The 13,075-nt window shown below is 66.8% G+C and carries 14 protein-coding genes; 11 read left to right on the top strand and 3 right to left on the bottom strand.

The genetic code is table 11. The features are described from left to right. The first annotated feature begins 39 nt into the window (after positions 1-39). The 7 genes from ABD206_RS12015 to ABD206_RS11985 all read left to right on the top strand — a co-directional run bounded on the left by ABD206_RS12015 (position 40) and on the right by ABD206_RS11985 (position 7,161). A complete protein-coding gene (locus ABD206_RS12015) occupies positions 40-366 on the top strand; it encodes a hypothetical protein (protein ID WP_344072872.1) in 327 nt (108 codons plus the stop codon). Between the two features lie 316 nt (positions 367-682). Further along, entirely contained in the window at positions 683-1,798 is a 1,116-nt protein-coding gene (locus ABD206_RS12010; protein ID WP_344072870.1) for an ABC transporter substrate-binding protein, read from the top strand. After that, on the top strand, positions 1,795-2,604 hold the full coding sequence (locus ABD206_RS12005) for an ABC transporter ATP-binding protein (protein ID WP_344072868.1): 810 nt from the start codon (positions 1,795-1,797) through the stop codon (positions 2,602-2,604). The genes ABD206_RS12010 and ABD206_RS12005 overlap by 4 nt, the downstream gene beginning before the upstream one ends. Before the next feature lie 17 nt (positions 2,605-2,621). Next, on the top strand, positions 2,622-3,470 hold the full coding sequence (locus tag ABD206_RS12000) for an ABC transporter permease (protein WP_344072866.1): 849 nt from the start codon (positions 2,622-2,624) through the stop codon (positions 3,468-3,470). Between the two features lie 25 nt (positions 3,471-3,495). Beyond that, the gene (locus ABD206_RS11995) at positions 3,496-4,830 is read left to right on the top strand and encodes an NtaA/DmoA family FMN-dependent monooxygenase (protein WP_344072864.1); all 1,335 of its coding nucleotides are present in this window, start codon (positions 3,496-3,498) and stop codon (positions 4,828-4,830) included. Between the two features lie 26 nt (positions 4,831-4,856). After that, positions 4,857-6,266 (top strand): MFS transporter, encoded by a 1,410-nt coding sequence (locus ABD206_RS11990; protein WP_344072862.1) that lies wholly within the window; start codon positions 4,857-4,859, stop codon positions 6,264-6,266. A gap of 94 nt (positions 6,267-6,360) precedes the next feature. Then, the gene (locus tag ABD206_RS11985) at positions 6,361-7,161 is read left to right on the top strand and encodes a GntR family transcriptional regulator (RefSeq protein WP_344072860.1); all 801 of its coding nucleotides are present in this window, start codon (positions 6,361-6,363) and stop codon (positions 7,159-7,161) included. Between the two features lie 7 nt (positions 7,162-7,168). Here the strand turns inward: ABD206_RS11985 and ABD206_RS11980 are convergent, their stop codons facing one another. Together ABD206_RS11980 and ABD206_RS11975 are read right to left on the bottom strand one after the other, a co-directional pair. Continuing rightward, positions 7,169-7,570, bottom strand: coding sequence for a (deoxy)nucleoside triphosphate pyrophosphohydrolase (locus ABD206_RS11980; protein ID WP_344072858.1), 402 nt, complete (start codon positions 7,568-7,570; stop codon positions 7,169-7,171). A gap of 144 nt (positions 7,571-7,714) precedes the next feature. Next, positions 7,715-8,857: a glycosyltransferase gene (locus ABD206_RS11975; RefSeq protein WP_344073557.1), complete on the bottom strand. Its 1,143-nt coding sequence runs from the start codon at positions 8,855-8,857 to the stop codon at positions 7,715-7,717. A 117-nt stretch (positions 8,858-8,974) separates the two neighbouring features. Here ABD206_RS11975 and ABD206_RS11970 point away from each other — a divergent pair, with 117 nt between their 5' ends. From ABD206_RS11970 to ABD206_RS11955, 4 genes are all read left to right on the top strand, one after another. Beyond that, positions 8,975-9,241, top strand: a complete 267-nt coding sequence (locus ABD206_RS11970; protein ID WP_344072856.1) for a glutaredoxin family protein — start codon at positions 8,975-8,977, stop codon at positions 9,239-9,241. A gap of 57 nt (positions 9,242-9,298) precedes the next feature. Next, the gene (locus ABD206_RS11965) at positions 9,299-10,336 is read left to right on the top strand and encodes a malate dehydrogenase (RefSeq protein WP_344072854.1); all 1,038 of its coding nucleotides are present in this window, start codon (positions 9,299-9,301) and stop codon (positions 10,334-10,336) included. Next, positions 10,336-12,036, top strand: a complete 1,701-nt coding sequence (locus ABD206_RS11960) for a cation:proton antiporter (protein ID WP_344072852.1) — start codon at positions 10,336-10,338, stop codon at positions 12,034-12,036. Before ABD206_RS11965 ends, ABD206_RS11960 begins: the two co-directional genes overlap by 1 nt. Positions 12,037-12,100: 64 nt before the next feature. Then, positions 12,101-12,484: a recombinase family protein gene (locus tag ABD206_RS11955; RefSeq protein ID WP_344072850.1), complete on the top strand. Its 384-nt coding sequence runs from the start codon at positions 12,101-12,103 to the stop codon at positions 12,482-12,484. Here ABD206_RS11955 and ABD206_RS11950 read toward each other — a convergent pair. Beyond that, positions 12,475-13,056: a DNA-3-methyladenine glycosylase I gene (locus tag ABD206_RS11950; protein WP_344072848.1), complete on the bottom strand. Its 582-nt coding sequence runs from the start codon at positions 13,054-13,056 to the stop codon at positions 12,475-12,477. The genes ABD206_RS11955 and ABD206_RS11950 overlap by 10 nt on opposite strands. Positions 13,057-13,075 lie beyond the last annotated feature (19 nt).

The raw sequence follows: 13,075 nt of genomic DNA, 5'->3' as shown, positions 1-13,075 counted from the left end.
ACGCCCGGAATGACCGAGCCCGCCGACTAGGCTTCGGGCATGGATCCCACACAGGAACCCTGGGTCGAAGAAGCGGCCGAGATGCTCGAGAAGTTCACGCGCGACCCGCTGGCCGACGCGATCCCGGGACATGTGGTGATCGTCGAGGCGGCCGATCCCGAGCGACGAGGGCGCTACCAGGAGTGCGCACTCACCGTCGTCACCGACACCCCCGGCATCCCCGACACGCGCGTCGAGACCGCGGTGGTCACGAGCAAGAAGTACTGGCCCCGGGTCGGTACGCGCCTGTCGGCCCGCATCTCCCGCCACGATCCTTCGCACCTCGAGGTGGACTGGGACGGGCTGGCCCACCAGCCCAAGAAGTAAGACACTCGCACCGGACTCTCCCGCGTTCGGGGCGCCCCGCCGCCCACCCTCGTCGAGGAACGTGAGCGGCGTTCATCTGCTCGGAACCGTGCTCGACCGCCCGGCGGAACCACGGCACTGGAGAGGAGCGGACGGCGTAACAGCGCCCTGACCTGCGCCAACCGCGCGTAATTCTCCACACCCAGGGCTCGCGCGGCGACGGCGTAACGGTCCCGCAATACGGCGCAACCTCCTCAGCGAGTCGGCACAGCTAACTTCCTCGTCACGACTTCATGGACCCCACGGCGGGCCAAGACACACAGGGAAGGTGCTTCGCATGAACGGACTCAACAGCAGCAGATGGCGGCGGCCGGTGGCCGCCGGGTTGGCGGTCGTCGGCGCGATCGCGCTCGCCGGCTGCAGCGGCACCACGGCAGAGACCGACGCGAGCCAGTGTGAGGAGATGACACCGGCACACCTCGTCATCGGAACTGCGGACCTCGATGTCTCGTACATTCCCTACGGGATTCTCGCTGACGAACTCGGCTACTTCGCTGATGAGTGCATCGACATGACGGTCGATGCCGCAGCGGAGGGACTGTTCCAATCTCTGCTCAGCGGGCAGGCAGACTTCATCATGTCCTCGCCGTCCGAGTCCCTGTTCGCCGGCAACGGGGACGCTGTCGGCACCAAGATCATCTACAACCTGATCCCCGACCTCAACATCGCGCTCGCCGTCCTCGAAGAGTCCGACCTGACGTCGGTGGGCGAGCTCGAGGGTGCCGTCATCGGCACCTGGGGTATCGGCCCCTATGCCGACGCCTACGTCGCCCGCTCCCTCGAGCCCTATGGGCTGACACTGGACGACGTCTCATTCATTGCGACCGGCTATGGTTCGACGCCCATGCAGGCATTGGAGACCGGCGAGGTCGACGCTGTGCTGTACTGGCCCGGTCTCTACACCTCGTGGGCGCTGGCTGGCTATCCGACGCGCATCCTCGAGGGGAACGAGTGGGCGTCGACCATGGATGGAATCGGCATCATGACCACCGACGCCATCGTCGACGAAAACCCCGAGCTCATCGAGGGTGTCTCCCGCGCACTGGCCAAGTCGACGGTGTACCTCAAGCGCTACCCGGAGAGTGCCGTTCAGATCTTCTGGGATGCGTACCCCGAGCGCGCCCCGCTCCCCGGCGCCGACACCGAGACGGCGATGGCGGATGATCTCGCGATCCTCGAGACCACGCTGATCTCGATGGACGTCCCCGACCACGACGACGACTACCTCTGGGGCATCCAGACCGCTGGCCGCTGGGAAAACCAGATCGACTACTTCATCGAAACCGGCATGATCGCCCCCACCGGCGAAGTGTTGCCCGAATGGTTCTTCGTCACCGACCAGATCGAGGCCGCCAACGACTTCGACCACGACGCCATCGTGGAGCAGCAGTGAGCCTGACCTATGCACCGGCGGGTGACACGACGGCCGATGAGTTCGCGGGATCGATCGAGCTGACAGACGTCAGCATGGAGTTCGCCACCCGGGACAAGACATCGATCCGCGCAGTGGACCCCACCTCGCTGTACATCCCGACGGGCCAGTTCGTCTCTGTGCTCGGCCCGTCGGGATGCGGAAAATCCACCCTCCTGCGGATCATCGCGGGCCTGGTCGCACCGAGCACCGGCTCGGTGACGATCGGCGGAGACGAAGTCAAGGGACCGAGTCGAAAGGTCGGGATCGCCTTCCAGACCCCGTCTCTGCTGGAGTGGTACACCGTCGCCAAGAACATCGCGCTCCCCGCGCTCATGGGACGACGTCACGCACGCAAAACGGACATCGACCGTCGCGTCGAGGAACTGCTGAACACAGTGAAGCTGGCAAGCCTCGGAGAGAAGTATCCGAGTGAGCTCTCTGGCGGAATGAGGCAGCGCGTTGCCATCGCCCGGTCGCTGATCACCGAGCCGGCCGTCATCCTGATGGACGAGCCGTTCGGCGCTCTGGATGCCATCACCCGCGAACACATGCACGACGAGCTCCTCTCGATCTGGCGCGACACCGGGGCGACGGTGTTGTTCATCACCCACGACATCGCCGAGGCGGTGTACCTCTCCGACCGTGTGCTCGTGATGTCACCGCGCCCGGGACGGATCGTTGCCGACATCACGAATGAGCTGCCTCGTCCGCGCGGCACATCTACGCGCTCGCTGCCGGAGTTCACAAGACTCACCAGCGAACTCCGCGTCCACATCAACCACTGAGCACGAAAGGATCCGAAATGGCAGACGTCATCGAGCGGAGCGCCTCACTCCCTCTCGCCCTCGCCCGCCCGGCGGCTTCGTTCGCGCGTGGAACGCTGATCGTGCTGCGCCGCGTCGGCATCGCACTTGCCTACATCCTGGTCGCGTTGCTGCTGTGGCAGGGGTTCATCGTCGTCTCCGGCGTCGATCCGCTGCTGGTGCCGGCACCTCTCCCGGTGCTCGAGGCCCTCGCTGTGCAGATCAGTTCCCCGGTCGTGTGGGCCGCCACGTGGGTGACCTTCCAGGAAGCGATATACGGCTTCGCGATCGGCGCGGCGATCGGCATCGCGATCGCCGTCGTCCTCTCAGAGTCGAAGCTGCTCTATCGCCTCGTCAATCCGTACGTCGTCGCATTCCAGGCCATCCCCAAGGTCGCTCTCACGCCGCTGTTCATCGTCTGGTTCGGCTTCGGCATCTGGTCGAAGGTCGTTCTCATCGCGACGTTCACCTTCTTCCCCGTCATGGTGAACATGTACCAGGGTCTTCGCAGCACGACGAGCGAAGAAGAAGAGCTCATGCGCGTGTCCCACGCCACCAGGTGGCAGCGTTTCCGACACCTGCGCCTGTACCGATCACTGCCTTACCTGTTCGCGGCCTTCGAAGCCAGCTTCGTCCTGTGTCTGACCGGCGCCGTCCTCGCGGAGCTGCTCGGCTCGGGAACGAGCGTCGGTCTCGGCACGCTCGTCCAGATGTACACGTCCACGTACGACATGGCGGGGCTCTTCGGCATCATCACCCTGCTTTCCCTGTTCGGCGTCGTCTTCGACCTCGTCGTCAAACTCGTCGCCCACTTCGTCCTGCGCTGGAACCGCAAGCACGAACACTGATCCACCCACGAAATCGGAGCCTCCTGTGTCCTCGGAACAAAAGCACATCCGCCTGATCTGCGACCTCTCCCTCATCCACTCCAACGCCAAGTGGCGTTACCCGGGCTCGTGGTCCGGCTACGCGAAGTACGGTGACCCGGCCCTCTACCTCGACATCGCGCGCATTCTCGAGCGCGGTCTGTTCGATGGCGGGTTCTTCGCGGACGTGGCGGGAACCCCCATGGTCAATGGGTCGATGAAGGACACCGTCGAGCTCGGTGTCGCATGGCCTCGCCATGATCCGATCCCGATGGTCGCTGCCATGTCGACCGTCACCGAGAGACTCGGCTTCGTCACGACGATGTCGATGACCTACAACCACCCGTTCCACACCGCGAGGATGATGGCCAGCCTCGACCACGTCACCCGCGGCCGAGTGGCGTTCAATGCCGTCGTCAGCGGATTCCCGCAGGAGGGCCAGAACTACGGGTACGACTCGATCCCCGACCACGAGTGGCGCTACGAACGAGCCGATGAGTTCCAGCAGGTGCTCAGCAAACTGTTCGACTCGGTCGAGCCGGACGCGATGGTGTGGGATCAGGAAACGGGAATCGTCGCCGACGCGTCCAAGGTCCATCGCATCGACCACGAGGGCGAGCACTTCAAGGTGATGGGACCGCTTCCCGTCGCGCCGTCCCCGCAGGGGCGCCCCATGCAGGTGATGGCCGGACAGTCCGACTCGGGGATGCGTTTGGCCGCCACCTACGCCGACCTCCAATTCGCCGGCGCCAATGGTCACGACGGCAAGGCGAAGCACCGCGCGCGCCTCGACGAGAAGTGCCGCGAAGTCGGGCGCGACCCGAGGGATGTCGGAATCGTCTGGGCGGGATCGTTCGACGTCGTGTCAGGTCCTGCCGAGGAGAAGGAGATTCGCGAGAAGCTGCGCGAGCAGTACTCCGATCGGCTCCTGCACGTCTTCCTCAGCCAGTGGTGGGGGCTTGACGGCTACCCGATCGACCCCGACGCCTACGTCCACGACGTGATCGCCGAAGTGCGGGGGGCCGGTGTCGCACCCAACTGGGGCTACTTGGACATGGCGATGACGAACTCGACTCCGACGACGACGATTCGCGAGTACGCGCGCGAATGGCTGGTGTACGGTGCGGAATACATCGGGACACCCGAGCAGATCGCCGACTACATGGAAGAGGCGTTCCACGCCAGCGGGGCGAACGGTGGGTTCATGATCGCGCCGCGGTCGGGCGTACCGGCGGGGATCGAACGGTTCGTCGACGAGGTCATTCCGGTGCTGCAGCGCCGTGGCCTGTTCCGCACGGAGTACACCGGCAAGACCATGCGCGAGAACTTCAAGGGCGCATGACGGCCCGGGCGTTGCAGCCCGGAACCATGAGATCCTCGCAGCACCCGAGCCACATCGACGCGAGCTCTGCGCCCCGCAGGCGCTGGCCGGCGATGACCGCGCTGCTGCTCTCGCTGTTCTTCGCGATGGCGTCGAACACGATGGTTCTCACCGGCCTGCCCCAGATCATCGCCGACCTCCACGGCACCGCCACGCAATACACCTGGATCGTCACGACCTCGCTGCTGCTGCTGGCTGTGACGACACCGGTATGGGGTCGCCTGGCCGAACGCTATTCGCCGACGCGACTCCTCATGATCTCGCTGACGGTGTATTTTTTCGGGTCGGTGGGCGCGGGAGCGGCGTTCGATCCGTGGATGATCGTGGCCTGTCGCGCCCTCATCGGCGCCGGCGCGGGAGGAATCGTCACGCTGGTGCAGCTGATCGTGACGCGAATGACCACTCCTCAGGAGCGTCCCAAGTATTTCGGGGCGATCGGGTCTGTCATGTCCGTCGCGGCGGTGATCGCGCCTGCTCTGGGAGGAGTGGTCGTCGACCTTGGCGGATGGCGCTGGGTGTTCTTCTCGACCGCGCCCCTCGCGATCGTCGCGTTCCTCATGGTCTGGCTCTGGGCTCCGCCGGTCCATCTCGACGCCCACCGTCGAGGACCGTTCGACGTCCTCGGGACCGTGATGATTGCCGTCGCGGTGACTGCGATCATGGTCTGGCTCACGTTCCTGCATCCGCCTGTCGGCGCTGCGGGGATCATCACGGGGATCATTGCGGTCGCGCTCATCGCGGGTGCAGTCATCGCAGAGAGACGGGCCTCCGCTCCGTTGGTCCCTCCCGCACTGCTGAAGAACCGCAACCTCGTGAAGGTTCTCATCTGCTCGGGGGTCGCCGGGGTGGCCGCGTTCGGTACGTCGGTGTATCTCGCGATGTACCTGCAGGACGTGCGCGGACTCACGGCCGGCGAGACCGGACTGCTCCTGATTCCGCTGTCGGCCGCGACCTTCACCTCGTCGCTCGCGGTGGGGTGGCTTGTCTCGCGCACCGGCCGCGACAAGGGCCTGCTCCTCTTCGGCGTCCTGGCGATCGTGGTGGGCTACGCGGTGCTCACGCTGATTCAGGAGGACACTCCTCTGGTCCTGGTCGTCTGTGCCGGAGCGACGGTCAGCCTGGGGGTCGGCGCGGTCACCCAACAGATCGTCGCGACCGGCCAGCGCTACCTGCGCCCCGAGGATCTGTCCGTGGGATCGGCCCTCATCCTGTTCCTCCGCAGCGTCATCACCGTCATCTGCCTTTCCGCGTTCGGAGTCGTCCTCGCTTTTGCAAGCGCCGGCGAAAGCGGAGAACTGGGAGGAATCCGCGCGGTGTTCGCCGCGTGCCTGGTGGTCGGCGTGGCGGGCCTGATCGCCGTCGCCGCTCTGCCCAACCCGCTCACACGGCGGAGCTGAGAATGCACAGGGGCCCGAAATCTTGTCACGCCCCCGCTGTCACCCGCCCGAAATCCGCGCGTGATTGGCTGAATGGACGGCCGAAAGGGTAGGGATGAACGCGTCGATCAGTGTCGCGGCGGCGGACGATGAACACATCTCGAGTCTGCTGGGCGACAGGCTCCGCAATGGACACGCCCTCCAGCAGTCGCCCCGTCGCGTGTACACGCTACTGCGCTCCGCGATCCGTTCGGGGGCCCTGCCCGCCCACAGCAGGCTCGATGAGCTCCAACTGATCGACGACTTGAAGACCAGTCGCAACGCCGTCCGCCTCGCCCTGCAGCAGCTCGGCGCCGATGGCCTGGTCGAGCGCCGTCCCGGCGTGGGCACCGTCGTCGTCTCCCAGATTCAGTCGTTCCCCGTGTTCGAGTGCATCGGGCCCGGCATCGGAATCGCCGGCGCACTTCTGCTCATCGAGAACCGACGCGTCCCCCCCACGCCCTACCTTTCGGCGCGCCTGGGCGGATCGACCGAACCCCTGCACATGTCGGAGTTCCTGGTGCGCGTCGGCGGTCGCACGGTCGGCCTCTTCTGCCGGTACGGTCACCAGCGCGCGGAGGCGCTCGAGCAGGACCGACCTCTCCTGTCACCCGACGACATCAGCTGGTACCGCCGGATACACGGAGAAGCGCCGGGCGACATCCGCGTCGTCATCGAGGCCACCAACGTCGACACGCGCACCGCGCGACTCCTGGACATCGACGAAGCGACACCCCTTCTCGTACGCGAGACCCTGTACTTCAACCAGCAGCATCAGCCGGTCGACCTGCACCTCACATACCTGGACAGTCGCCGCATCTCGTTGGCGGCGGTCGTTACCGACGGCGCGCTGCAACACGGGCAGCTCCACCAGTAATACGCGGCTACGCTCGCGCGCGCAGCAGCGCGATCACCGGGATATCGGGTTCGGCCCAGCGGCGGTCATCCAGCTCGTTCTCCCGCAGCCACTCGAGCGCATCGTGGTCGGTGCTGCCCGTCGGGTGCGAACCGATCAACACAGCCTCGTAGCAGGCCAGACGAATGATCCGATCCCCGACGTGGGTGTCGTCGGTGGTGATGTGTCCGGTGACGCGGATGTCGACATCCAGCTCTTCGCGGATCTCACGCACGAGCGCCTCGACGGGGTCCTCCTCGTGCTCGACCTTGCCCCCCGGAAACTCCCACCGACCGGACTGACCGATGTGCGGGGCGCGACGGCACACCAGCACCCGCTCACCGTCCCGGATGACGGCGGCCACAACTTCCACCGTCGGGACGACCTGCATGCATACAATCCTGCTCTCTGGCGCGAAGAAGCGCGGTCACCTCGGCGCGCGCCGGGAAAGGTGACCTCCTCTCAGCACGCCCGGGGCAGGATCATCAACGGCCAGCGGGTGGATGCGTATCGGTGAGCCCCTGCGGCGCCCGACTCAGAGCTCGCCCGGCGCCATGATCTGCTCGTCGATTTTGTCCAGCAGGTCGCGATTGGCTGCGCTGACCTTGCGGCGACGCGGCGCATAGACGACGAGGGCGTGGAAGAGGAAGCGGGCGATGAAGGCGAGCGCCAGAGTCAGAGCGGTGGCGATGACGACCGATATGTGCCACGTCGAGACCAGCATCGCCGTCAGCGGGATGCGTACCAACGCCTCGGCGTTGTTGAAGGCGAAAGACTTCGCAAACCGACTCCACACCCCGGACGCCTCCTGCTTGACGTCCTGGAACACGAAGCGTTCCTGCAGCAGGAAGTTGCCGATGATGGTCGTCTCGGCAGCGATGACCATCGCCGGGATGTCGTCCATCCCCAGGCGGGTGAGTGCCCACACGATGACGATGTTGGCGACGGCGCCGAGGGCACCGATGACGGCGAACAGCGACATCTTTCCGAATCGCAGCAGCGCCAGGTGCCACAGGAACCAGACCCCCTGGCGCGCCGAGGCCTTCGACTCCCCCGCGTGACGTCCCGCGAACTGGAACGGCACCTCCGCGACCCTGGCGTTCGATCGGGCGAGGATCTCGAGCAGGATCTTGAATCCGCGGGGGTTCAGACGGGGGATGTCGAGCACACGACGGTCGACGAGGAAGAAGCCGGTCATCGGGTCGCTGACCCCGCGTAGCTTGCCGGGGAACATCGCCTTGGTGAGAGCCGTCGCCGTGCGCGAAACGGCGACGCGCGAGACCCCGGACAGGCCCCCGTTGCTTCCTTCGCCGTCGTAGCGCGAGGCGACGACGACGTCGACATCCCCCCGCGAATACCGGTCCCACAGCCGCGGGATGTCCTCGGGCGGATGCTGCAGGTCACCGTCCATCACGATGCAGACATCTGCCGTCGCCGCATCGAATCCGACGACGACCGCGCCACCCAGGCCCCCCGTCGCAATGTCGCGATGAACGAGACGAACCGGAAGCGAGGCTGTGCGCGCGACTTCCGTGATCACCTCGGGTGTCGCGTCGGTGCTGTCATCGACGAACACGATCTCCGCCTGAATGTCGCGCGTCGCCTCGGAGATGCGCGCGACCAGCTCGGCGACGTTCGGCGCCTCGTTGTACGTCGGCACGATGACGGAGAGCTGCATACGCATCATGTTGGCAGGATCGGACCCCGGGGCAACAGCGATCGATCCAAACACATAGCGCTTACACAGTGCCCACCGACGGCCCGCACGGCCTCGCGCGCGACTTACGCTGGGCGTATGACTTCTGAGACTCCCGCCACCCTGACGATGTTCGGCGCGCAGTGGTGCCGCGACTGCCGGCGCACCAAGTCCCAGCTCGACGAGCTCGGCGTCGCGTACGAGTACGTCGATTTGGAGGCCGACCCGGCGGCAGCCGATGTCGCCCGCGACATCTCGGGGCGCTCCAACATCCCTGTCGTTCTGTATCCGGATGCGACGCACCACGTCGAGCCGTCGAACGCCGACGTCGAGGCGAAGCTGCGCGAACTCTCACTCATCCCGTAGCCCGCTGCCTGGCGGGCAGCGCTCCGATTGCGGGCCTCGAGCGCTACGCTCGGGGCCATGGGCAGTGACACTCCCGCACCCTTGAGCGCGGGTGCACCGCAGCAGGCCTCGACGGTCACCGTCACCGGCGCGGGTGGGCAGATCGCCTACTCCCTGCTGTTCCGGATCGCCGCCGGCGACATGCTGGGCCCCGATCAACCGGTCCGGCTGCGGTTGCTCGAGATCCCCCAGGGAATGCGAGCCGCCGAAGGCGTCGCGCTCGAGCTGAGCGACTGCGCCTTCCCGCTGCTGCGCGCGGTCGATGTGACCGACGACCCACGCACCGGGTTCGACGGGAGCCGGTTCGCGCTTCTGGTCGGCGCACGCCCGCGCGGCCCCGGCATGGAGCGCGCTGACCTGCTCAGCGCCAACGCCTCGATCTTCGGCCCGCAGGGGGCGGCGATCGCGGCATCCGCAGCCCCCGATGTGCGCGCTGTCGTCGTGGGAAATCCCGCCAACACCAACGCGTGGATCGCGTCATCCGCGGCTCACGGCGTCCCGGCCGACCGCTTCAGCGCCCTCACCCGCCTCGACCACAATCGCGCTCTCGCTCAGCTGGCGGCACGGCTCCCACGCCCGGTCGACGAGTTCGCGGGCGTCACCGTCTGGGGCAATCACTCGGCGACCCAGTTCCCCGACATCGATCACGCGACCGTGGGCGGACGACCTGTCCGTGACGCGCTCGAGGAGACGCTCGGCGGGGTCGAAGCCGCGCAGCGGTGGCTCGACGAGGACTTCATCCCCCGCGTCGCCGGGCGCGGAGCGGAGATCATCACGGTGCGCGGATCGTCGTCGGCCGCCTCAGCCGCCGACGCGATCATCGCGCACGTCCGCGACGATGTCAGCGGCACGACCTGGACCTCGGCCGCCGTCGCCTCCCACGGGGAGTACGGCGTACCCGAGGGTCTGGTCTGTTCGTTCCCGGTGCGCTCCGACGGCACGGGGTACCGCGTCATCGAGGGGCTGGCGCTCGCCCCTCGGGCACGGAGCCGCATCGACGCCTCGGTCGCCGAGCTGGTCGCCGAGCGTGACGCGGTGACAGAGCTGGGGGTGTGATGTCGGCCTTCGAGGGGATCCTGTTCGGCATCCTCGGCGTGCTCATCATCGCCGCGACGGCCACGATCGCGCCCCGTCTCAAGGTCGCGGGCCCGCTCATCCTCGTCGGCATCGGGATCCTGGCCAGCTATCTCCCCTTCATCCCGACCGTCGCCGTCAACCCCGAATGGATCCTCGCCGGCGTCCTGCCGCCCCTGCTGTACTCGGCGGCCGTGTCCCTGCCCGCCGTGGAGTTCCGCCGCGACTTCGTGCCCATTGCGGGTCTGGCCGTGGTCCTCGTGTTCGTGAGCTCGATCACGCTCGGGGGCTTCTTCCTGATCGTCATTCCGGGTCTCGGACTTCCGCTGGCGATCGCACTCGGTGCCATCCTGAGCCCCACCGATGCAGTGGCGACCGCCGTCGCCAAACGGCTCGGTGTCTCCCGCCGCGTGACCACAATGCTCGAGGGAGAGAGCCTGCTCAACGATGCCAGTTCGCTCGTGATCCTCAAGACGGCGGTAGCAGCGTTCTCCCTCTCGGCCGCGGGTACGTCGACGGCATTCAGCGCGGTCGGCGAGTTCGCGTGGGCGGTCATCGCCGCGATCATCGTCGGCGGTCTCGCCGGCTTCCTGAATCTCCGGGTGCGATCGTGGCTGCGAGGCTCGGCGACCTCGACCGCGGTCGGGTTCGTGGTCCCGTTCGTCGCCTACATCCCCACCGAGGCCATCGGCGGCTCCGGGCTGGTCGCCGCCGTGGTCGCCGGCATCGTGACCGGGCAGGGGGCAGCGCGATGGTTCACGCCCGAGCAGCGGATGTCCGACCACGCCACCTGGCGCACGGTCGAACTGCTGCTCGAAGGCGGGGTCTTCCTGGTCATGGGCCTGGAGATGAGCGAGATCGTCACGGGGACGGCGACGGGGCAGTTCGGCCTGGCACACGGTCTCGCCGTCGCGGCAGCTGCCCTCGGGATTCTGCTGCTGGTGAGGACTGGCTTCGTGACGCTCCTGCTGCGCGTGCAGAGCCTGCGCGCGCATCCTCGCCGCCGACATCGACTCAACGAGTTCGCCGAACGCATCGACGCACACGAGCACACCGGCAGCCGCCGCACGGGCGTTCTGCGGCGGCGGCTCGCGCGCATGTTCGCCGATCTGGACTACTACCGCGCGTCGCACCTCGGCTGGAAGCACGGCACGGTGATCGTCTGGGGCGGCATGCGCGGGGTCGTGACCCTCGCGGCAGCACAAACACTCCCGGAGGACGCCCCGTTCCGGCACTTCCTGATCTTCGTCGCCTTCGTGGTCGCGCTCTCGAGCCTCATGTTGCAGGGGCTCACGCTTCCCGTGGTGGTGCGTATGCTCAACCTCCGCGACGGTGAGGACAGCCACCTCGTTGGGTCGGAACACGAACAGATCGAGCGCGAACTGGATCGCAGCGTGGAGCACGCGCTCGCGCTCGGATCATTGTCGCGCCGGGATGGAACACCGTTCGCCGCCGAGTTCGCTCGCCGAGTCGCCCCCCGCTACCTGCGTCTGTCGGACATGGATGATGACGAGGCCAACGACATCATCGAGTTGCGACTGGCCCTGGTGCGCACCCGTCGAGCCCGGTTGATCTCCTTGAGCTCCGATGGCACGTTCGGCAGCGCTTCCCTGCGGCGGGCCCTCACCGAGCTGGATGCCACACAGCTGAGCCTGGAGATCCGACTCGAAGGCTCCGATTGAACGCCCTGTCAACCTCGCAGCGCCGGTAATATTCACGTGACGGAATCAGCGCGGGGGATCAGGCATGACACAGCAGGACGACCAGTGGTGGCGCGCCCGCCCGACGGACGCCCGGCTCGTGGGAATCGTCGTCTCGCGTGACGACATGCCCTCGGTCGTCGAACAGCGTTCCGTGCTCGCACGCTTCGGTGTCCCCATCGACGGATTTCGGCATCCCTCACCCGAGACCCTCGAGTCGTGGGAGGCCCGTTTGACGCGTCTGTTCGGTCACCTCGAGCGCGGCGATGTCGTGGCGGTCGCCACCGTCCACGCGCTCGGCCGCGACATCCCCGAAGAGGTGCGCACACTTGCCGAGCTTCGCCGACGGGGAGTGATCGTGAAGGTGGTCGACCACGAGGTCGGCACACTCACTGACGCCGGTCACACAGGCCTCATCGATCAGGCCTGAATCGCGCGCACACACCCGACGACGTGGTCATCGACCATGCCGCTGGATTGCATCAGGGCGTACATCGTCGTCGGTCCCACGAACCGGAATCCACACTTTCGGAGGGTCTTGCTGAGGGCTTCCGACTCGGCGGTGACCGCGGGGACGGCGGACAGCGAGGACAACCGGTCAGAACGCGGCGGCGGCGCGAAAGACCACAGCAGCGCGTCGAGCTCACCGTCCGCCATCTCCGACACCAGCGCGGCATTGGAGATCGTCGCCTCGATCTTGGCGCGGTTGCGGACGATGCCGGCATCGCGCATCAGCCGCTCGACGTCGTCCGGTCCGAAGGCCGCGACCCTCTGGGGAACGAAGCCATCGAACGCCTCGCGGAAGCGCGGCCGCTTGCGCAGGATCGTGATCCACGACAGACCCGCCTGAAAGCCCTCGAGACTCAGCTTCTCGAACAGTGCCCGATCGCCGTGGAGCGGCCGACCCCACTCCTCGTCGTGGTACCGGCAGTACTCGAGGTCGGCTCCGACCCACCCGCATCGCAGAAGGTCGTCATCGCCGCGGACGAGGTCGGTGGTCACAGCCTCACACTAGGCGCGA

The organism is Microbacterium sediminicola (assembly GCF_039531125.1).
Lineage (GTDB): Bacteria > Actinomycetota > Actinomycetes > Actinomycetales > Microbacteriaceae > Microbacterium > Microbacterium sediminicola.
This window is presented reverse-complemented; position numbering and strand designations above follow the sequence as displayed.

Excerpts from the sequence above, each read along its gene's own strand:
- ABD206_RS11990 (WP_344072862.1), top strand. The coding sequence starts at position 4,857 with ATGAGATCCTCGCAGCACCCGAGCCACATCGACGCGAGCTCTGCGCCC.
- ABD206_RS12000 (WP_344072866.1), top strand. The coding sequence starts at position 2,622 with ATGGCAGACGTCATCGAGCGGAGCGCCTCACTCCCTCTCGCCCTCGCC.
- ABD206_RS11960 (WP_344072852.1), top strand. The coding sequence starts at position 10,336 with ATGTCGGCCTTCGAGGGGATCCTGTTCGGCATCCTCGGCGTGCTCATC.
- ABD206_RS11965 (WP_344072854.1), top strand. The coding sequence starts at position 9,299 with ATGGGCAGTGACACTCCCGCACCCTTGAGCGCGGGTGCACCGCAGCAG.
- ABD206_RS11985 (WP_344072860.1), top strand. The coding sequence starts at position 6,361 with ATGAACGCGTCGATCAGTGTCGCGGCGGCGGACGATGAACACATCTCG.
- ABD206_RS11955 (WP_344072850.1), top strand. The coding sequence starts at position 12,101 with ATGACACAGCAGGACGACCAGTGGTGGCGCGCCCGCCCGACGGACGCC.
- ABD206_RS11970 (WP_344072856.1), top strand. The coding sequence starts at position 8,975 with ATGACTTCTGAGACTCCCGCCACCCTGACGATGTTCGGCGCGCAGTGG.
- ABD206_RS11980 (WP_344072858.1), bottom strand. The coding sequence starts at position 7,570 with ATGCAGGTCGTCCCGACGGTGGAAGTTGTGGCCGCCGTCATCCGGGAC.
- ABD206_RS12015 (WP_344072872.1), top strand. The coding sequence starts at position 40 with ATGGATCCCACACAGGAACCCTGGGTCGAAGAAGCGGCCGAGATGCTC.
- ABD206_RS11975 (WP_344073557.1), bottom strand. The coding sequence starts at position 8,857 with ATGCAGCTCTCCGTCATCGTGCCGACGTACAACGAGGCGCCGAACGTC.
- ABD206_RS12010 (WP_344072870.1), top strand. The coding sequence starts at position 683 with ATGAACGGACTCAACAGCAGCAGATGGCGGCGGCCGGTGGCCGCCGGG.